Consider the following 18,548-nt stretch of genomic DNA (forward strand, 5'->3'; position numbering starts at 1 on the left):
GAATCCTTAGTTTTGCTCTGTTGGCGTGGGGATGCAGGGATCAAATAATTGATCAAACAAAGGAAATCTGAGTATTTCTTTATTGTCGTAGATTGCAACCACCCGACTGCCGTTCATTTTTGTTTCTGAAGCACGCGTGGCTTTGAATTCAATATAAGGATCATCAATTGAGGTTATGCCCACTCTAATTTTTGAATTTTCATTGTAGTTTTCAATGTATACAGCTTTATTTTTTAAAATAAAATACAAGGATATTTCGTTTTCACGCGTAACGTTTTTGTTTCCTGTTAATTGAAATCTTTGATAAAAATGCTCTGAATTCTCAGGGCCACTCACTATGTATAATGTGTCCCAGTCAATAGGTATTATTTTTTTTAATGCTATCGTTGAGTCTTCAACCTGACAGGAATCAATTATTCTACCCATGACATTATAACTTCTGGCCTGATAATACGTGATTATCGCAAGTGCTAATGCGATGAAAATATAATTCCGCTTAACCCCTTTCATTCTGGCGATCCTTGTTTTTAGGATCTAGACCACGATGAATCGCTTCGATTGCCTTATCATAAGTCTCTTGATCAATGTTATCTTTTCTGACCTTGTAGTATTTTGTGTCGTTGTATTTTTCTGCAATATACAAACCACTTTCCTTAAAAATCTCCAGAAGTTTTTCTGCTAAATCACTGTTATTGAGTGTTTGATTTTCGTAGCCTAATTTCCGGCCGATTATATTATTATGTAAGTCTGCTATTTCATCAGCAACTTCAATGTCCAAAAGAGAACTTACGACCAGCCCTCTTTGTGACAGGTCGGCAATTTCCTGTAACAACATGGGGTTTTCTTCATGAGCATTACCCGCGTCGGATGAGATATCTTGCCCATATTCACTGGTTATCATAGCCTGCCAGAATGAATGTCTGAAGGCATTAACCTTTGTACCCTCTTTAACTTCCGGTTGAGGAAGGTGAATATTGCTTGCAAACAAAACGGCTATCGTTGAAATGTTATTCCCGTTTTTTTTATACTGACCTATTTTGTTAGCGGCTATTGGGTTTGACAATGCAAAATATATTTCTCTTGCTTTCGATGGGATTAATTTAAAATTCATGATTGGTAATGGTTTATGCAATGTCTGCCCGGAGTTTGCGAACGTCAGTATTCCTCCGCCTTTCTCACATTGAATAGTGGCATCATCCAGTAAAAAATGATAACCCTTGGTTTTAACATTCGCCGCTCTTCCCCGGAAATTTATCCATTCGCCTAATATTGGTGTGCATGTCATCCCTGTTCTCATACAATATAACGGCGCTTTGCAGAGGATTTTTTTATCCTCCTCAGTGCATACCCGTTTGCTTTGAATAGTCACTCTTTTAGTATCAACTCTATGAATATAAAACCCTCCATTAATTGATGCCGGGAGAGATGCAGGATTGGCGTCATTGTGCGTGCCGCAGGCTGAGCAACTCATTTCAGCCCCGTCAACAACGTATTCTTTATACGGTCCATGTGACATTGAATGCATTTCCTTTGAGGTTTTTATTGCCCGGCATTATTAAAAATAGAATTGAGCCACTGACAAATTAAACCTGATGAAAGGAAAAATATGTGATGTTAATTGAGGAAAAGTCATTGTTTAATAAAAAATATATTTTGTTCCGATCCAAACCGGTATCCGCATCTGATGACAGCCGGAACCAGAGCCGGATGTTACCCCGGCCCCGCACGGACCTATTTCCCGGCTTTACGTGCCTTAGCCACATCGCCCGGCGTGACTTCTTCTGCATGATTTCCCCAGCTGGCACGCAGGGTATTGGTTAAGTCTGCGGCCTGCTGGTCGGTCAGCGCCCAGCCGTATCCCGGCATCGTATTGGCCATGTGCCCAGCGGTGACCGGTGTCTGCCCCCGCTGAGGATCACCCGCAGCAAGGTTTGCGGATCTTCAGCATTGACCGTCAGATTGCCCGCCAGCGCAGGAATGGCGAACACTTTTCCCTCGCCATTCACCCCGTGGCAGGTTGAACAATAGCGCATAAAGGTTTGTTGTCCGGCAGGCGTCGCAGCGGCAGGTTTAGCCGGTTTTTGCGGCGTTTTCGCTTTAAGACTCAGCAGATAAACCGCCATGCTGTTGAGATCGGCGTCGGTCATAAATTGTGTACTGTTGGTGATCACATCACCCATCGGACCGCTGACGGCATCGTGGGCGTTGCGGCCGGTTTTCAGCAACGTCACCAGTCCTTCCTGGCTAATGTTCAGTTCACGCAACGAAGGCGCAGACCAGCCATCGGCTTCACCGCCGCTCCGATACCCCATGTTTTGCTGATTAACCGCTTTCTCCTGCTGCGCCCAGCCGCGCGGCGTGTGGCACGCACCGCAATGTCCGGCACCTTGCACCAGATACGCCCCCGGTTCCATTGCGCACTCTGTTCTGATTGCGGAATGTATTCGCCATCTTCGAGGAAAACACTGTTCCACACGTGCATCGGCCAGCGAATGGATAACGGCCAGCTGATGTCATTGTCGCGGTTGGCGACCGGCTGCGGTTTCACCTCTTTCCTCAGATAGTCATACAGCGCGCGCATGTCCTTTTCGCTCATTTTCACGTAAGAGGTGTAGGGCATCGCCGGATAAAGTGCATGACCGTCTTTGGCGATGCCTTTGCGTAACGCTTTATCGAAGTCTTCGAAACGGTAGTCGCCAATCCCGTGCTGAATATCCGGGGTGATATTGGTGGAGTAAACATTCCCGAGCGGCGTGGCAAAACGCACGCCACCGGTCAGGCTCTTGCCATCAGGCGCGGTATGGCAGGCCGCGCAGTCTGCCGTTTTGGCGACGTATTCCCCTTCAGACATGGCCATCGCAGAGCCCGCTGTCGCCATCAGGGTGGCAAAAATCATCAGATTTTTCATGCGTTATCCTTCTTCATTGCCGTCAGTTCATTCACTGCGCGCCATGCCTGATCCACCGCTGAATTAGCGTACGGGCTCCAGTCAGAATCGGAGTTTGCGATGGTGATACGGCCGACCGGCTGGCGGGCAAGGTGAATGGTTTTCTGCGACTGTTCCTCATCATCGAACATCCCGCTGAGGAAGTAGGAATAGCCGTGCGACCAGCGGTTGACGGTGATCGCCATGATGTCACGCTGATGGTCGAAACCAGCCTCGCCGAACATGCCCTGAAGCTGATCGCGGATCATTTTTTCGTGCGCATCGAAGGAAGTGCCGAGCAATAAGGCACGGCCTTTACGCGACTGTTCGCGCGGGCTGAGGCCGCTGCCCGGCAGCGTCGGCACATAAACCATATGCAGGCCAACCGGCTGATTCGGGTCGCGCGGATGCTGATAACCGCCCATGTTCACCGGATAATCCAGTTTCACGCGGCTGTAAGGCGCGGCGGGGGAGTAAATCTCGTGAACGCCCAGCTTGATAAACGGCTGCCAGTTGCGGATCACGACTTTCGAATACACCAGCGGCGCTTTGACATTCTCTTTCAGCGCCGCTTTTTGCGCTTCGGCAATTTCGGGCACCAGGTACGGGATCATCATATTGTAACCGGCCATCACCGCCTGCCCGGCGCGAACGCGGTGCAGCGTGCTGCCGGTCATGTATGTCACGTCAACCGCCGGTTTTCCTTCATGCTCCACGTTGGCGACGTGCATTCCGGTGCTGTTGAGGCGCAGACGCACCGGTTGTCCGGCCTTATCCAGCTGGCTGTAATCAAATTTCGCCAGCACAATATCTTCCATCGTATTGCCGGGTGCCACCTGCGGGATCAGATGCCGCACCATCAGACGCGCTAAACCGGCGTTGCCGTCGGGGAAGTGGAAAATATACGGCTGGTCGAGATCTTCCAGCGATTCGGCATCCAGCGGCGGCAATCCCATATTTTCCAGCCCCGGCAGGGCGCAAATGCGCGCATCACTGCACGATGTCGCATCAATCCCGACGGCCTGAAAATCATTAGTACGTTGCTGGAAGTAACGGATCGCCATCTCGCTGAGCCCGACTTTCTCGCGCAGGAATTGCGTATAGCTGTGCCCGTCAACCCAGGCGACTTTCTCTTCCTGCGTCATGCCGTGCAGATAATCTTTTGCTTCGGTGTGCAGGGCGATCAATGCCTTGCGGTCGGATTCCGGCAGCGGGAAATCACTGATGAACGCAGTGATATCTCGGCCATTCAGGCGCTCTGGCGGAATATCATCGGCCACCGCACGGCCCGGATCGCCGCTGACGATTTTATCCACGCCAAAGTTTTTGCGGTCAAAATACACGCCACGGCTAAGATGCAGATCCGGGTAAAACGTCTGATCGAAATCTTTCGCCATCGTCTCGATATCGACGTTCAGCGTTTTCAGTAATCCCATCGCCACCGGGCTGAAATTGGTGCGCGGCGACTGGAAAGATTCACTGCCGCCGTAGCCGAGCAACATTTTATCTTCGACGTGGAATTCATTACGTTTCGCGTGCCCGCCGAAATCATCATGGTTATCCAGCAGCAAAATGCGTTGATCCTTGCCATGCTGCTCCTGCCAGAAACACGCGGCCGCCAGCCCGCTGATCCCGGCACCGACCACCACCAGATCAAACTCATCCTCTACCGGTAGACCGGAAGGATCAACTTTCTTCCCTTCGCGCCCGAGAATATGCGCGGCTTCGTAAGATCCCTGATGATTACCGCGTAAACCGGTGAGTGAAGGCGGGTAATACAAAGACTGTGCAGCGGTTTGCGGCGAAGCCCGCAGCGCCTCGAACGGCGTCATACCGGCAGTGACCGTAATCGCCACACCGTTTAAAAAATCACGACGAGTGATGCCCATATTGTTTCCTCAAAATTACACCATCAACCCGCACGGAAGCCGTGCAGCAAAAGTTCTGTGCTTACAAAATGTCTCAGTTGTTTAACAAATTTAACATAAAGAGCGACTTAGGAAGAGTGATGGCGGGCGCAAATGAGGAATGATGGATTGGGCAGGCAAGTTGGTAAACCTGGAAGCTACGCCGCAAAAATCTCTGCCCGAGTTTTTTGCCGCTGAGCATACCGATATGCTCAGAACAGCTCGCTCCCTTGCGAAGGGGAGGGTTGGGGGATTAATGGCTGCGCGGTGTTCACTATGTTCAATGGTTTAAAACATAAGGATTTGCGGCAACGGCTCAGGGGAAACCTTACGCGTCCGGAGTTCATTTTGTGGCAGGCTATTCGAGGCAAAGCGTTAGGTGTGAAGTTCCGGCGTCAGCACGGGGTCGGGCCTTATATTGTTGATTTCTATGCGGCAGAAATATCGTTGATTGTTGAAGTGGATGGTGAAAGTCACTTCGACGAGAAAGGTATTTTTGCGGATGAATCGCGAACATGTCTTCTCAATGATTTTGGGATGAAGGTTTTGCGGTATACAAATTTTCAGGTAATGCAGGAACTGCCGGCTGTTCTTGAGCATTTGCTCGGTGAAATAACCAGGCGGAAGAAAGTGTTAACCCCATGATCGTGCATGTAAAACCCCCTCCCAACCTCCCCCTTCGCAGGGGGAGGAGCTAAAAGCCAAATCCTGAAACTCAACGTTGCCTGAGTTATTCGCAGGAGGTGAAACAAATCTCGGTCGGCTCCCTCCCCTGCGAAGGGGAGGGTTGGGGTGGGGTATTAAAAACGGCTCGAGATAAAATTTTTCACCCAAATTTTTTCCCAGATAACTCATCAATATTACATTTCATCTTATCTATCAATGACCTGATCCATTTTTATCTGCTGCTATCCCGTTTTGGGATAAGTTTTCTGTCGATTTACTCCTTCCAGCCGCCGCCCAGCGCTTTATACAAACTGATGTCCTGATTCAGCTGGGCGAGCTGCGTGGTGATCAGCGTTTGCTGTGCCGAATACAGTGAACGTTGCGCGACCAGCACGCTCAGATAGTTGTCGATGCCGCCTTTGAAACGCATCTGCGAGAGATCGTAGTTGCGCTGGTTGGCGTCGGCGTCTTGCTGGCGGGCCAGCAATTCGTCTTTGTAGGTCGCCTCTCCGGCTAAACCGTCGGACACTTCCTTGAACGCCGTCTGAATTGCTTTCTCATAGTTGGCGATGTCGATTTTCTTAGTGTCTTTGGCGATGTCGAGGTTCGCCTGATTCACGCCGCCGTCAAATATTGGGATATTAATCGATGGCATGAATGACCACGCGCCGGTGCCGCCGTCGAAAAGCTTACTCAGGCTGCCGCTTTCAGAACCGGCGGTGCCGGTCAGTGTAATGCTTGGGAAGAACGCCGCGCGGGCTGCGCCGATGTTGGCGTTGGCCGCCTTCAGCGTGTGTTCCGCCGCAATGATATCCGGGCGACGTGTCAGCAGATCAGACGGTAAACCGGCGGGCGTCTGCGGGAATTTCCAGTCCTGTTGCAACGTGGCACCGGCCAGCAGGTTTTGCGGGATCGTCGTGCCGACTAACAACGTCAGCGCGTTGACGTCCTGCCGTACCTGACGCGTGTACTGCGCGATATCGGCCTGCGCCGCCCGCACGGTGGTTTCCGCCTGTACCAGATCCTGCGACGTACTGATGCCGGAATCGTAGCTGCGTTTGGTCAGATCGTAAGATTTGTTCTGGCTGTTGGCAGTGTTGATCGCCAGTTTCAGCAAATCGTTATCCGCCGCGAGGCTCAGATAACCGGAAGCCACTTCGGAAACCAGCGTGATTTGCGTGGCGCGCTGCGTGGCTTCAGTGGCGAGATAGGTTTCCAGCCCCTGATCGCGCAGGCTGCGCACGCGGCCAAACAGATCCACTTCATAGGACGTCACGCCGAGATTGGCACTGTATTGCTGATACGTCACCGGCCCCGACGTTTGCGTTGAATACAATCCGCCCGGCAGATGCTGGTTGGTTTCCCCGGCGCTGGCATCGAGCGTTGGCAGAAGCGCGGCGCGGTCAATCTGGAAGGAGGCACGCGCCGTATCGACATTTAACGCCGCGACCCGTAAGTCGCGGTTATTATCGAGGGACATCGTGATCAACTGCTTCATGGCCGGTTCATTGAAAAACGCCTTCCAGCCGATATCCTGCGCGGCACTCGCTTTTGCGCCGTTTCCGGCGCTCCAGTTGCTGGCGACCGGCAGAGCGGGGCGCTGATATTTTGGTTCCAGCGTACAACCCGCCAGCAGGGTGAGTGAAAACGCGCCAATCACGGACAGCGCGAAATGCGGTTTATTCATGGTGTGTTGCCTCAGTCGCCGGAAGCGCCTTGTTTTGTTTCTTTGATTTACGCGTGAACAGGTTTACCACGGTCACGTAGAACATCGGGACGAAGAAAATCGCCAGGAAGGTGGCCGTGATCATCCCGCCCACAACCGCAGTACCAATCGAGTGCTGGCTGCCTGCACCGGCGCCGCTGGAAATCGTTAGCGGGAACACACCGAGAATAAAGGCCATCGAGGTCATGATGATCGGGCGGATACGCAGCTTGGCGGCTTCCACGGCGGCCTCAACAATCGGCATCCCTTCTTTCTCGTGCAACTCTTTGGCAAATTCGACAATCAGTATGGCGTTCTTCGCCGCCAGCCCGACGGTGGTTAACAGCCCGACCTGGAAGAAGACGTCGTTGGATAATCCGCGCAGCAGCACCGCACCGATCGTCCCTAAAATCCCCAGTGGCACCACCAGCAGAACCGAGAACGGAATCGACCAGCTTTCATACAACGCGGCCAGACACAGAAACACCACGATGAGAGACAGGCTATAAAGCGCCGGGGTTTGCGATCCGGAGAGTTTTTCTTCATAACTCAGACCGTGCCACGCCACTTTGTAGCCCTGCGGCAACTTGGCGGCGATTTCCATGACGGCGTCGTTGGCATCCCCTGAGCTGTAGCCCGGAGCCGGTGCGCCCATCAGTTCGACCGAAGAAACCCCGTTGAAACGCTCGTAACGCGGTGAGCCGTAAACCCATTTACCGCTGCCGAAGGCGCTCCACGGTACCATCGCACCGCTGCTATTGCGGAAGTACCAGTTGTTCAGATCTTCAGGCGTGACGCGGGACGCCGCTTTGCCCTGGATGTAAACGCGCTTAACGCGGTTGTTGTACATGAACTGGTTCACATACGCCGAACCCCAGGCCGCTGAGAGCGTGTTGTTGATGTCGTCGAGGCTCAGACCCAGTGCCTGCGCGCGTTCATCGTCAATCTCCAGCTGGTATTGCGGTTCGTCTTCCATCCCGTTCGGACGAACGGCCGTCAGGCGTTTATCCTGAGACGCCATTTGCAGGAACTGGTTACGGACGTTCATCAGGGCTTCGTGCCCTTTGCCGTTGGTGTCCTGAAGGAAGAAGTCGAAACCGGTGGCGTTACCCAGCTCCATGACCGCTGGCGGAACGAAGGCAAACACGCGGGCGTCTTTAAGTGTGGCGAAATGCCCCATTGCACGGCCTGCCAGCGCCTGCACTTTCTGCGCAGCGTCCGGGCGCTGTGCCCAGTTTTTCAGCTGGACGAAGGCGATGCCGACGTTTTGCCCGCGACCGGCGAAGCTGAAGCCGTTGGCGGTAAACACCGAGGACACCACGTCGCCTTCTTTATCCATCAGATATTCGCGGACGTTATCGAGCACTTCCTGAGTACGCTCTGATGACGCGTTGGCCGGTAAGGTGGCCTGAATCAGCATCACGGCCTGATCTTCATCCGGCAGGAAGGTGGTCGGTACGCGGGTGAACATAAAGCCGGTGGCGATCACAATCAGCAGATAAATCACCATAAACAGACGGCGGCGGGTGATGACCGTACCGACGGCGCGGGTGTAGTGCATCGCGCCTTTGTCGAAATTACGGTTAAACCAGCCGGAGAAGCCTTTTTGGGATTTCTCTTCATCGTTGTGTTTGATGATAGTGGCACACAGCGCCGGGGTGAAAATCAGTGCCATCAGAACGGAAAGCGCCATCGCGGAAACGATGGTGATCGAGAACTGACGGTAGATGATGCCGGTTGAACCGCCGAAGAACGCCATCGGCACTAACACCGCCGACAGCACCAGTGCGATCCCGAACAGCGCGCCCTGAATCTGTTTCATCGACTTAATCGTGGCGTCTTTAGGCGATAACTTTTCTTCCGTCATCACACGTTCGACGTTTTCCACCACCACGATGGCGTCATCCACCAGCAAGCCTATCGCCAGCACCATCCCGAACATCGTCAGGGTGTTAATGGAATATCCCGCCGCCGCCAGGATCCCGAAGGTTCCGAGCAGAACGACCGGCACCACCAGCGTAGTCACCAGTGTGGCGCGCAGGTTTTGCAGGAACAGCAGCATGACGCAGAACACCAGCACGATGGCTTCGATCAGCGTTTTCACCACTTCTTCAATGGAAGCGCTGACCACCGGAGCGGTCTGGTAAGGGTATTTCACTTCTACGCCGGCAGGCAGTGAGGACGCCAGCCCGGCAACGGTGGCTCTTACCGCTTTGTCGGTATCGAGTACGTTTGCGCCGCTCGCCAGACGCAGGGCGATGGCGGTAGACGGTTTGCCGTTAAAGGTGGAAGAGATGGAATAACTTTCCGGCCCCAGATCCACATTCCCGACATCGCTCAGGCGCACCTGAGAACCGTCGGCGTTCACTTTCAGCAGCACATTTTTGAACTGACTGATGCTGTCAAAACGGGTTTTACCAATGATGGTCGCGCTGACTTTGCTGTCTTTTACCGTCGGTAATCCGCCGAGAGAACCGGAAGAAACCTGCACGTTTTGCGCTTCAATCGCCGCGCTGACATCACTGGGGATGAGCTGATATTTATAGAGCTTCGCCGGATCCAGCCAGATGCGCATGGCATATTCTGAACCGAGCAGCAGGAAGTCGCCGACGCCTTTCGTGCGGACAATCGGGTCTTCAAGCTTGGTCACCAGCAGGTTACTCAGATCCGAGTTACTCATTTTGCCGTCGGTCGAAATCAGGCTGACCAGCAGCATGAAGTTGGACTGGTATTTGGCAATACGGATACCCTGATTGACCACTTCGGTCGGCAACTGCGATTCGGCCAGAGACACTTTGTTCTGCACCTGAACCTGCGCGATGTCCGGGTTAGTGCCCTGATCGAAGGTGGCAATAATTGTGGCGCTGCCGTCGCTGTTACTTTGCGATTCGATATAACGCAGGTTATCCAGCCCGTTAAGTTGCTGTTCGATAACCTGAACGACGGTGTTCTGCGCGGTTTCTGCCGAAGCACCCGGATAGGTGACGCTGACGGAAATTGCCGGTGGGGCAATATTCGGGTACTGGTTGACCGGCAACTGCATGATCGACAGCGCACCGGCGATCATGATGACGATGGCGACAACCCAGGCGAATATGGGACGATTAATAAAGAAAGTAGACATTCAGCTCACCCGTTATTGCGCGGAAGGATCGGTCATCGCGAGATTAGCCTGTTCGGCAGGAGCACTGGCCGGGCGCTCGGTGGCGTTAACTTTGGCCCCCGCTCTGACGTTTTGTAATCCGTCGGTGATCACTTTGTCGCCATCGCTCAGGCCCTGATTCACCAGCCATAAGCCTTTCATCATCTGACCGGTAGCGATGGAACGCTGTTCGACGGTGTTATCGGCTTTCACCACGTAAACGTATGGCGCACCTTTCACGTCATGCATGATCGCTTCCTGCGGCACTAGGATCCCGTTGTCATCCACGCCCTGTTGCAGCTCGGCGTGAACAAACATGCCCGGCAATAATTCATCGTGCGGATTCGGGAATGAGGCGCGCAGGGTGACGGAACCGGTGCTTTGCGACACGGTGACTTCTGAGAATTCCAGTTTGCCCGGCAGGGCATATTTGCTGCCATCTTCCAGCGTCAGGTTGGCCTGCGCGGCGTTTTCACCGGCGGACTGCAATTTTCCGGAAGCCAGCGCGCGACGCAGTTTGAGCAAATTCAGTGAGGATTCATTCACGTCAACGTAGATAGGATTGAGCTGGTCGATAGTGGTCATCGACGTGGTCTGGCCGCTGGTGACCAGCGCCCCTTCGGTGGACAACGAACGGCCAATGTGACCGGAAATCGGCGCGTACACTTTGGTGTATTGCAGATTTACGCGGGCGGTTTCGACATCGGCGGCGGCTTCGCGCTCTGCCGCAACGGCGTCGTCATATTGCTGATGGCTGACGGCCTGCGCGTCGACCAGCGGTTTATAGCGGCGCGCGGTGGCGTCGGCGCTTTTCCATGTTGCCATCGCACGGTCGAAGGTCGCCTGGTAGGTTGACGGATCAATCTGATAAAGCTGCTGACCGGCTTTCACTTCGCTCCCTTCCACAAACAGACGTTTCAGGATAACGCCGCTGACCTGCGGACGCACTTCAGCGCTGCGCACGGCGGTTGTGCGGCCGGGCAGGCTGGTGGTCAACGTGACGTGCTGGCTGTGCAGAGTAACGACATTGACCGCAGGCACTTGTGCCGCCGGAGAGGCAGAACCGGCGGAACCATCACATGCGGAAAGCAGCACAACTGTACTGAAAGAAAGAAACTTCAGGCGCATAGAATTCACTCTTTTTGGGTAATTGAGAATAATCGTTCTCAACAAGTTCTCCACTATACGAGAGCGCCCGACTTCTCTGTGTAAAGTTATTGTTATGACGAATGTTCTGATGTTTCAAAATAGAAGGTAAATGTTGCGCCATAGACCCTTGTATCATTGTGGTTTTAATCATTTCGTGCAGTGGTAAAGAACAGTAAAGTTGTTACTTAGTAAACTAATGAATTGTTCTTGCGAATGAATATCAGCAGAATATTCTGAAAGTAAATGAATTGTTGTAGCGCGGGGGGGTGTGATCTGGATCAAACAAATTTATACATTTTAACCTGCCGCTTACCAGAAAAGGCTGAAGGTTTTGGCGCTCTGCCGTTACCTTAAGACCCGAGAGCGAGCAGTTCTCACATTTGCTTGTTGCCAGCCGTTCTGAACGACGGTCAGTTGCAACCCCCGTGCCCACAGTCCGATGTGGGCTTTTTTTTATTTTGTCCCCCCCGTTTTCTGCCTGCAAACTGTGATCCCTTTCATACTCCTGACTACTATGTCTATACAACTATACATTCTGTGACTTAACTCAATTAACGCTTTATTTTTAGCTACCCCATTGAGGGATCTCAGATGATTAAACTTGGCAGCAAAATTCATGACCTGGGCAAAGCCCTGATGACGCCTATCTCGGTGATTGCCGCCGCCGGGATCTTCTTAGGGCTGGCGGCTGCATTACAGAACCCGGCGGTGACCGGTGAAACCTTTGCGCAGATGAAAACCTTACAGCTGGTGATTGGGTTTATCCGCCAGGTTTCCGGCGCGTTGTTCGCCAATCTTCCGCTGTTCTTTGCCGTCGCCACCGCGATGGGTCTGGCCAATGCAGAAAAGGCCACGGCGGCCTTTTCCGCAGTGATCGGCTTCGTCGGGTTGCACGTTGGGGTGAATTACAGTTTGCTGGCGCAGGGGATTTCGCCGGACACCATTACCGTGGCGAAGCTCACCGCAAAAGGCATGACCGAAACGAATGCCCTGATTTACGCCGCCGAATTCACCCAAACGCTGGGGATTTTCACCTACAACATGAGCGTGCTGGGCGGTGTGTTGGTCGGGTTGATCACGATGTGGCTACATAACCGGTTCTATACGATTGTGCTGCCGACGGCGATTGCGTTCTTCGGCGGGCGTCGTTTTGTGCCGATTATTACGATCCTGGTGTTGCCCATTGTCGGCGTCATTATGTCGCTGATCTGGCCGACGATTGCGCAAGGCATTCAGTGGGTTGGCGAGCTGATTGGCCGGACGGGTGAAGCCGGGACGTTTATTTACGCAACCTCGGAACGCCTGCTGATCCCAACCGGTTTGCATCACATCATCAATGAAACCGTGCGCTTCACGCCGATTGGCGGGGTGACGACGGTGGATAACCAGAGCATTGTCGGCGCGCTGAATATCTTTAATGCCGCGCTGGCCAATCCGGGAATGATTCCGGACGCTGTCACGCAACAGGCCACGCGGTTCCTCGCGCAGGGGAAAATTCCGGTCATGATGTTTGGTTTACCGGCCGCCGCGCTGGCGATGTATCACTGCGCGCGCCCTGAACATAAAGGCCGCGTGAAAGCGCTGATGCTGGCGGGCGGGCTGGCGTCATTCACCACCGGGATTACCGAACCGCTCGAGTTCTGCTTTATCTTCGTGTCGCCGGTGCTGTATGTCCTGCACGCGTTGCTGACCGGGCTTTCGTTCGTATTGATGCAAATGATGCATGTGATGATCGGTAACGTGCAGGGCGGGGTGATCGATTTTCTGATCTTCGGCGTGCTGGGTGGCAGCAGGACACACTGGTGGTATCCGCTGATCCTCGGGATCATTTATGCGCCGGTGTATTACTTCAGTTTCCGCTGGGTGATTTTGCGGATGCAGGTGAAAACGCCGGGACGTGAAGATGAAAATGACGCGGAAGAACGCGAAAAACCGCCACAGGGAACCGGCGAGAACACCAAAAATATTATTATCGGTCTGGGAGGCGAGGGGAATATTACCGCCGTCGACTGCTGCTTTACCCGTCTGCGCGTGAAGGTAAAAGATATGGCTCAGGTACAGGACGGCACGCTAATGAAAACCGGTGCGGCGGGTGTCAAACGGATCACTGACACCGACATTCACGTGATTTATGGCCCGCAGGTTGAGCAGGTGGCGAATCGGGTGAAAGCGGAGTTGCCAGGCATCGCCTGATGGCGGCTAGGCTTTAACTTTGGCATGGACGCTGAAGCTGTAGTTTTTCTGGTTGTAGTAAACGTCGGACACTTCAAACAGCGTGCCGTCAGTAAAGGACACCACGGCATGTGAATGCAGCACCGGCTGGTCGCGAGACAGATGCAGCGCAAGGCGGATCTCGTTGGAAGGCAGTTCGGCCGAAATCAGTTTTGTGCTGCCCGCAGGCTGAAAACCTTTTGACCGCAGATAGGCGTATTTCGAGGATGTCATCGCCGCGCGGTTGATATCCGGCAGATTCTCGGCGCGCATCCAGCACTGCTCATACACGAACGGCTCATCGCCCAGCAGTCGCAGGCGGATCATAAAATACACGTCCGTCTCCGCCGGAATATTCAGCTCACGGGCAATATTTTCGCTGGCGGGCATCCGGCGAAATTCCAGAACCTGATTTTCAATGCGCTGATTATTTTCCTGCGCGACTTCGCTGGCGGTCAGGTGGCGGTCGAGCGGTAAGATGATTTTCTGCTGTTCGCCGGGTTCAACCACAAACGTGCCGCGTCCGCGAAAACGCGCTACGCGCCCCTGACGGACCAGATAATCCACCGCTTTGCGCGCTGTCATGCGCGATACGCCGTAGATCTCGCATAACGCAGCTTCCGTCGGGATCGGGTCACCGGGTTTGATCTCGCCCGCGCTGATTTTCTCAGTAAGTTGTTGTTCGATTTGCAGGTAAAGCGGTGTGAACGAGTTTTTATCTATTTTCATCAGACCTGAACCTCCGGGTTTAAAGAAAGTCACTTAAAGATAATTGTATAGTCAGGTATACATTTGAACCAACCAGACTGTTGATTTTCTGCGCGAAATGGGTGTTGGAACACAAAAAAGAAAGGTTGCTGACATCAGCAACCTTTCTGTATTTCGACCCCACTGTACCGTGGCGTCAGCGTTTACTCAGGCAAAATGGCCGACGACGTGAATCCGCACGGGCCGTTTTCCTGATTTTTGAACCGCCAGCAATGCTGATGGTACTTCGCCACCGTATTACGGTGCGCCACGCTGATAACCGACGTCCCCGGCAATTCGCTTAACAGCAGCGCGTAAACCTGTTGCTCGGTTTCATCATCCAGTGCGCTGGTAGCTTCATCAAGGAACAGGGTGTCCGGTTTGATCAGCAAAGCACGCGCAAACGAGAGACGCTGCTGCTCACCCGGCGACAGGCGCTGGCTCCAGTTGGCGTAATCGTCCAGAATTTCAACCGCAGCCAGATGCGGCAGACGGCATTGTTCCAGCACGCGTTGCAGTTGTTCGTCCGTGTATTCGCGGCTGGCATCAGGGTAACTCAGCGCATCGCGCAGCGTGCCAATCGGGATATAACTGCGCTGCGGCAGGAACAGATAACTTTTCCCTTCTGCCAGCGTAATTTTGCCTGAGCCGTAAGGCCAGATACCGGCGATGGCGCGCAGTAACGTGGATTTACCGCAGCCGGAAGGGCCAGCTATCAGCACACGTTCGCCCGGTTTCATGGCCGCAGACACGTTACAGAACAGCGGATTACCGTTCGGCAGGTTCAGCGTCAGTTGATCCAGTTGCAGGGCATGTTCTGCGCTTTTCTCCACACTGATCCCGCGCGGCTGGGCATTCACCTGGTCAATCGCCGCATTAAAACCGGCAAGACGGTTAACGGTGGCTTTCCAGCTGGCCAGATCGGTAAACGCATCGATAAACCAGGATAATGAGCCCTGAACCTGACCGAACGCCGAGGCAATTTGCATCAGCGCACCCATCTGAATTGCACCCGAGAAATAACGCGGGGAGGCCACCAGAATCGGGAAGATATTGGCAAACTGGCCGTAGAAGTTTGAGGCAATATTCAGGCGACGGGTGACACGCATAATCGACCACCAGTTGGTTTTGATGGAATCAAACTTGCCGGAAAGTTGCTCGCGCTCATTTTTTTCGCCGTGATACAACGCAATTGCGTCGCTGTTTTCACGAATGCGGATCAGACCAAAACGGAAATTCGCCTCGAACCATTCCTGATTAAAACCGAGTTTGACCAGCGGTTTACCGATCCACCAGATAATGAAGGATCCCAGCGCGGCGTACAGCAGGGCGAACCACAGCATATAGCCCTGAATTTCGAAATGATGTCCGCCCAGCACGAAGCTCAGCGGCCCGCTGATGGACCATAAAATAAAGACAAACGAGAACAGCGTGACCACACTCGACAGCAGCCCGAGCACCAGTGAAAGCGTGCCGCTGGTCAGCGCATTCAGATCAGACGCAATACGCTGATCGGGGTTATCCACCTGATGCTGGTACTCCGTGTAATAATAGGCGTGATTGGTCAGCCACTTCTCCATATACTCTTCGGTCATCCAGCGACGCCAGCTCATTTGCAGGCCCTGCGTCAGATAAACGCGGTAAACCGCAATGACGATGAAGAGCAGCGCCAGCCAGGTAAATTTGAACAGTTGGGCTTTGAAAACCGGATAGTTTCTATTTTGCAGCGCGTCATAAAACACGCGGTTCCATTCGTTTAGCAGCACGCTGATGTAAACGGTTGCCAGTGAGAGAATAACGATAGTGGTCAACATGCCCCAGGCTCGCCACTTTTCTTCTGAGCGCCAGTAAGGCTTAATTAACTGCCAGACGGCGCCCCATTGCGCCGATTTCCCAGGTTTTTTAGTCATAATAGCCATTAGTCATCGATATGTTGTGAAGCCAATCATCCCAGAATGAGTGTCTCAGTGCGATAGGGCAATGAACCACTTGTAAGGATGTTTTTCCAGCACGAAGCTCTGTAGACCACAAAAGTAGAAGGATGTTTGATGAAAGTCGCAGTGAATTTACTGCTGGTGGCAGGATGTTTTGCCAGTGTTGAGGCGTTTGCTCAGATTGATGAACCGGATATTGCGCATGATTGCGTGAAAGCGGGCATCTATGCGGCCGCCGGAAAAGTGGCGTACCAGCAAGGGGATATCGCCAAAGCGCGGGAGATTTTCCGTAATCAGGTGGCCTGGAGTGAGTTTTGCCACAAGCCACAGGACCAGATTGCGACGGCTTACAACAACATCGCGCTGACGTACATGAAGCAGGGAGATTACCTGAAAGCCAAAGCCTGGCTGATGCTGGTGCCTGCGGACAAAAAATCACAATACAATCTCAGCCAGATCCAGCCAAAACTGGATGCTTTACCGCAGCCTGCGTCCCCGGCGGGCGTCTACTGGCAATACGCCGGTTTTGGCAGCTGGAACCTGGTGGAAGTCAAAGCGGAAGAAGCCCAGTTCAAAATCGATTTCACCGGCATGTACATGGGGCAGATGTCGTTGTACTACGGCCCGAATACCGGCGATTTTTCCGTCGTGACGGCGGTGAAAGATAACCACGCGGTTTACCACGAAACCGATGACGCCGCAGCCGGCGGCGGCCAGTGCAGCGTGGACATGAATTTCGATGCCGCCAGCGTCATGCTGCACACCACCGGCGACTGCGGTTTCGGGCAAAACGTCCGCGCCGAAGGGCAATTTGTCAGGGTGACGCAGTAGGTTGTGGTGAGGATTTTCAGGTAATAAAAAACCCGCGTTATGCGGGTTTTAACGTCATGACCAGCCGGTGCAATCCGCTGGTGTCCACCGTTTGTTCTGCTATCCATAAGCTCCGGTTTGCCTGCAACTTCAGCCAGTACTCTGCTGAGCTTCCCAATACCGCTGCCAGCTTAACCGCCATTTCCGGCGTCACGGCCATTTTCCCTGTCACGATCCGCTGAGCCGTTGAAGGCGCGATGTGCAGAGCGCGGGCAAATTCACGCACGCTGACGTTGAGCTCATCCAGCGTTTCTGCAATCAGTTCACCGGGATGAGGTGGGTTATGCATGTTCATCAGTGATAATCCTCATAATTGACGATGTAAGCATTTCCATCGATAAATTCAAAGGTGATACGCCAGTTGCCCGAAACCGTAACTGCCCATTGTCCATGTCGGGAACCTTGTAAGGCATGCAGTCCGTAGCTGGGGCGATCGATATCGCCGATAAACTCAGCCGCATGAAGAGTTGCCAGCCGGAGTCGTAGTTTTTTTGCATGTTCAGCGTTGATGCCTGAGGTCGAGCCGGACGTAAAAAAACGACTGAGCCCTTTGTGTTTGAAATCCTTAATCATCCGTTGCATCCTGCGTGTTGCTTCACACGCAACAGTATAAAGGGTGTTGCGTGTGAAGCAACACCCTTTGTCAAAAATGAATAGTTTCTGGTGTGCGACGCAAGATTTCCTGCGAGTCCTACGCCTGAGTTTCCGCCGGATAAGGGCCAAAGCGGTTATCTTGAGGATCGCTTTTGAAGAACATCAGGATCAGGTTAAAAACGGGACAAAGGATCCACCAGCCGCTGTAACCGGCATCGTGATTACGGCGAACCATAATTGCCAGACCCGGTAATAACGTGAATAAAGAGTAAATCGCCGACATAATCCAATCATCGCCAAATAACAGCGCAATCAAAGTTACGCCTATTGAAATAAGGCCATTAAAAAGGGTAAACCACCAGTACTCTCTTCTTTGCGCGCGCCCAGAAAATGTGGAGTAATTTTTTAATGCCTTGATATACCAATTCATAATATTCCTTTATATAAATTGAAGCGGGTAATCCCAGAATGAATGGGATATTCCCTGTGCCTTTTGGGAAGTGTAATGCCGGGCAGAGTCTAATACGGGGAAAGTGAGGCTTCAATTACTGATTAATGAATTACTGTTGTTTAATAAGGGGTTTTCTGACTTTTCAGGAAAGGGCGAATGCTAACGCCATGATAAATAGTAAAAACGGGGTTTCTGTATTTTCTGAAAATAAAAACGGCGATAAATAATATCGCCGTCAGATTTTAT

General features: G+C 52.8%; 14 protein-coding genes and 1 pseudogene. 3 read left to right on the top strand and 12 right to left on the bottom strand.

Going from position 1 to position 18,548, the window contains the following annotated elements; all coding sequences use genetic code 11:
- Positions 1–6: 6 nt before the first annotated feature.
- The 4 genes and pseudogenes from ACM5QY_RS08575 to ACM5QY_RS08590 form a co-directional block, all read right to left on the bottom strand.
- Positions 7–510 (bottom strand): hypothetical protein, encoded by a 504-nt coding sequence (locus ACM5QY_RS08575; RefSeq protein ID WP_416120188.1) that lies wholly within the window; start codon positions 508–510, stop codon positions 7–9.
- Entirely contained in the window at positions 497–1,516 is a 1,020-nt protein-coding gene (locus tag ACM5QY_RS08580) for a DUF6973 domain-containing protein (protein WP_416120189.1), read from the bottom strand. The genes ACM5QY_RS08575 and ACM5QY_RS08580 overlap by 14 nt, the downstream gene beginning before the upstream one ends.
- Positions 1,517–1,731: 215 nt before the next feature.
- A pseudogene (locus tag ACM5QY_RS08585) lies at positions 1,732–2,908 on the bottom strand (cytochrome c).
- On the bottom strand, positions 2,905–4,815 hold the full coding sequence (locus ACM5QY_RS08590) for an NAD(P)-binding protein (protein WP_416120191.1): 1,911 nt from the start codon (positions 4,813–4,815) through the stop codon (positions 2,905–2,907). Before ACM5QY_RS08590 ends, ACM5QY_RS08585 begins: the two are co-directional and overlap by 4 nt.
- Positions 4,816–5,109: 294 nt before the next feature.
- Here ACM5QY_RS08590 and ACM5QY_RS08595 point away from each other — a divergent pair, with 294 nt between their 5' ends.
- Positions 5,110–5,478, top strand: coding sequence for an endonuclease domain-containing protein (locus ACM5QY_RS08595; protein ID WP_416120192.1), 369 nt, complete (start codon positions 5,110–5,112; stop codon positions 5,476–5,478).
- Positions 5,479–5,773: 295 nt separating this feature from the next.
- Here the strand turns inward: ACM5QY_RS08595 and ACM5QY_RS08600 are convergent, their stop codons facing one another.
- Genes ACM5QY_RS08600 through ACM5QY_RS08610 form a run of 3 tightly spaced genes read right to left on the bottom strand, consistent with a single transcriptional unit; the run spans position 5,774 to position 11,474 of the window.
- Complete coding sequence (locus tag ACM5QY_RS08600) at positions 5,774–7,186, bottom strand: efflux transporter outer membrane subunit (RefSeq protein ID WP_416120193.1); 1,413 nt, start codon at positions 7,184–7,186, stop codon at positions 5,774–5,776.
- Entirely contained in the window at positions 7,179–10,328 is a 3,150-nt protein-coding gene (locus tag ACM5QY_RS08605; protein ID WP_416120194.1) for an efflux RND transporter permease subunit, read from the bottom strand. Before ACM5QY_RS08605 ends, ACM5QY_RS08600 begins: the two co-directional genes overlap by 8 nt.
- 12 nt (positions 10,329–10,340) lie before the next feature.
- Positions 10,341–11,474 carry an efflux RND transporter periplasmic adaptor subunit gene (locus tag ACM5QY_RS08610; RefSeq protein WP_416120195.1) on the bottom strand — a complete coding sequence of 378 codons (1,134 nt, stop codon included), beginning with the start codon at positions 11,472–11,474 and terminating at the stop codon, positions 10,341–10,343.
- Positions 11,475–12,086: 612 nt separating this feature from the next.
- Here ACM5QY_RS08610 and ACM5QY_RS08615 point away from each other — a divergent pair.
- Complete coding sequence (locus ACM5QY_RS08615; RefSeq protein ID WP_416120196.1) at positions 12,087–13,688, top strand: PTS transporter subunit EIIC; 1,602 nt, start codon at positions 12,087–12,089, stop codon at positions 13,686–13,688.
- Positions 13,689–13,694: 6 nt separating this feature from the next.
- Here ACM5QY_RS08615 and ACM5QY_RS08620 read toward each other — a convergent pair whose 3' ends face one another.
- Together ACM5QY_RS08620 and ACM5QY_RS08625 are read right to left on the bottom strand one after the other, a co-directional pair.
- Entirely contained in the window at positions 13,695–14,435 is a 741-nt protein-coding gene (locus ACM5QY_RS08620) for a GntR family transcriptional regulator (protein ID WP_416120197.1), read from the bottom strand.
- Positions 14,436–14,617: 182 nt separating this feature from the next.
- A complete protein-coding gene (locus ACM5QY_RS08625; protein ID WP_104924577.1) occupies positions 14,618–16,372 on the bottom strand; it encodes an ABC transporter ATP-binding protein/permease in 1,755 nt (584 codons plus the stop codon).
- Between the two features lie 129 nt (positions 16,373–16,501).
- Here ACM5QY_RS08625 and ACM5QY_RS08630 point away from each other — a divergent pair, with 129 nt between their 5' ends.
- Positions 16,502–17,218, top strand: a complete 717-nt coding sequence (locus tag ACM5QY_RS08630; protein ID WP_416120198.1) for a tetratricopeptide repeat protein — start codon at positions 16,502–16,504, stop codon at positions 17,216–17,218.
- Between the two features lie 37 nt (positions 17,219–17,255).
- On the opposite strand, the gene ACM5QY_RS08635 is transcribed toward ACM5QY_RS08630, so the two are convergent.
- The 3 genes from ACM5QY_RS08635 to ACM5QY_RS08645 all read right to left on the bottom strand — a co-directional run bounded on the left by ACM5QY_RS08635 (position 17,256) and on the right by ACM5QY_RS08645 (position 18,281).
- Entirely contained in the window at positions 17,256–17,552 is a 297-nt protein-coding gene (locus tag ACM5QY_RS08635; protein WP_104924579.1) for a HigA family addiction module antitoxin, read from the bottom strand.
- Positions 17,552–17,830 carry a type II toxin-antitoxin system RelE/ParE family toxin gene (locus tag ACM5QY_RS08640; RefSeq protein WP_416120199.1) on the bottom strand — a complete coding sequence of 93 codons (279 nt, stop codon included), beginning with the start codon at positions 17,828–17,830 and terminating at the stop codon, positions 17,552–17,554. Before ACM5QY_RS08640 ends, ACM5QY_RS08635 begins: the two co-directional genes overlap by 1 nt.
- A 118-nt stretch (positions 17,831–17,948) precedes the next feature.
- Positions 17,949–18,281 (bottom strand): DUF805 domain-containing protein, encoded by a 333-nt coding sequence (locus ACM5QY_RS08645; RefSeq protein ID WP_416120200.1) that lies wholly within the window; start codon positions 18,279–18,281, stop codon positions 17,949–17,951.
- Positions 18,282–18,548: the final 267 nt, after the last annotated feature.

Origin of the sequence: Rahnella sp. PCH160 (assembly GCF_047784855.1) — a bacterium.
Classification (GTDB): domain Bacteria; phylum Pseudomonadota; class Gammaproteobacteria; order Enterobacterales; family Enterobacteriaceae; genus Rahnella.

Excerpts from the sequence above, each read along its gene's own strand:
- ACM5QY_RS08625 (WP_104924577.1), bottom strand. The coding sequence starts at position 16,372 with ATGGCTATTATGACTAAAAAACCTGGGAAATCGGCGCAATGGGGCGCC.
- ACM5QY_RS08640 (WP_416120199.1), bottom strand. The coding sequence starts at position 17,830 with ATGATTAAGGATTTCAAACACAAAGGGCTCAGTCGTTTTTTTACGTCC.
- ACM5QY_RS08645 (WP_416120200.1), bottom strand. The coding sequence starts at position 18,281 with ATGAATTGGTATATCAAGGCATTAAAAAATTACTCCACATTTTCTGGG.
- ACM5QY_RS08595 (WP_416120192.1), top strand. The coding sequence starts at position 5,110 with ATGTTCAATGGTTTAAAACATAAGGATTTGCGGCAACGGCTCAGGGGA.
- ACM5QY_RS08605 (WP_416120194.1), bottom strand. The coding sequence starts at position 10,328 with ATGTCTACTTTCTTTATTAATCGTCCCATATTCGCCTGGGTTGTCGCC.
- ACM5QY_RS08610 (WP_416120195.1), bottom strand. The coding sequence starts at position 11,474 with ATGCGCCTGAAGTTTCTTTCTTTCAGTACAGTTGTGCTGCTTTCCGCA.
- ACM5QY_RS08600 (WP_416120193.1), bottom strand. The coding sequence starts at position 7,186 with ATGAATAAACCGCATTTCGCGCTGTCCGTGATTGGCGCGTTTTCACTC.
- ACM5QY_RS08630 (WP_416120198.1), top strand. The coding sequence starts at position 16,502 with ATGAAAGTCGCAGTGAATTTACTGCTGGTGGCAGGATGTTTTGCCAGT.
- ACM5QY_RS08575 (WP_416120188.1), bottom strand. The coding sequence starts at position 510 with ATGAAAGGGGTTAAGCGGAATTATATTTTCATCGCATTAGCACTTGCG.
- ACM5QY_RS08615 (WP_416120196.1), top strand. The coding sequence starts at position 12,087 with ATGATTAAACTTGGCAGCAAAATTCATGACCTGGGCAAAGCCCTGATG.
- ACM5QY_RS08590 (WP_416120191.1), bottom strand. The coding sequence starts at position 4,815 with ATGGGCATCACTCGTCGTGATTTTTTAAACGGTGTGGCGATTACGGTC.
- ACM5QY_RS08580 (WP_416120189.1), bottom strand. The coding sequence starts at position 1,516 with ATGTCACATGGACCGTATAAAGAATACGTTGTTGACGGGGCTGAAATG.
- ACM5QY_RS08635 (WP_104924579.1), bottom strand. The coding sequence starts at position 17,552 with ATGAACATGCATAACCCACCTCATCCCGGTGAACTGATTGCAGAAACG.
- ACM5QY_RS08620 (WP_416120197.1), bottom strand. The coding sequence starts at position 14,435 with ATGAAAATAGATAAAAACTCGTTCACACCGCTTTACCTGCAAATCGAA.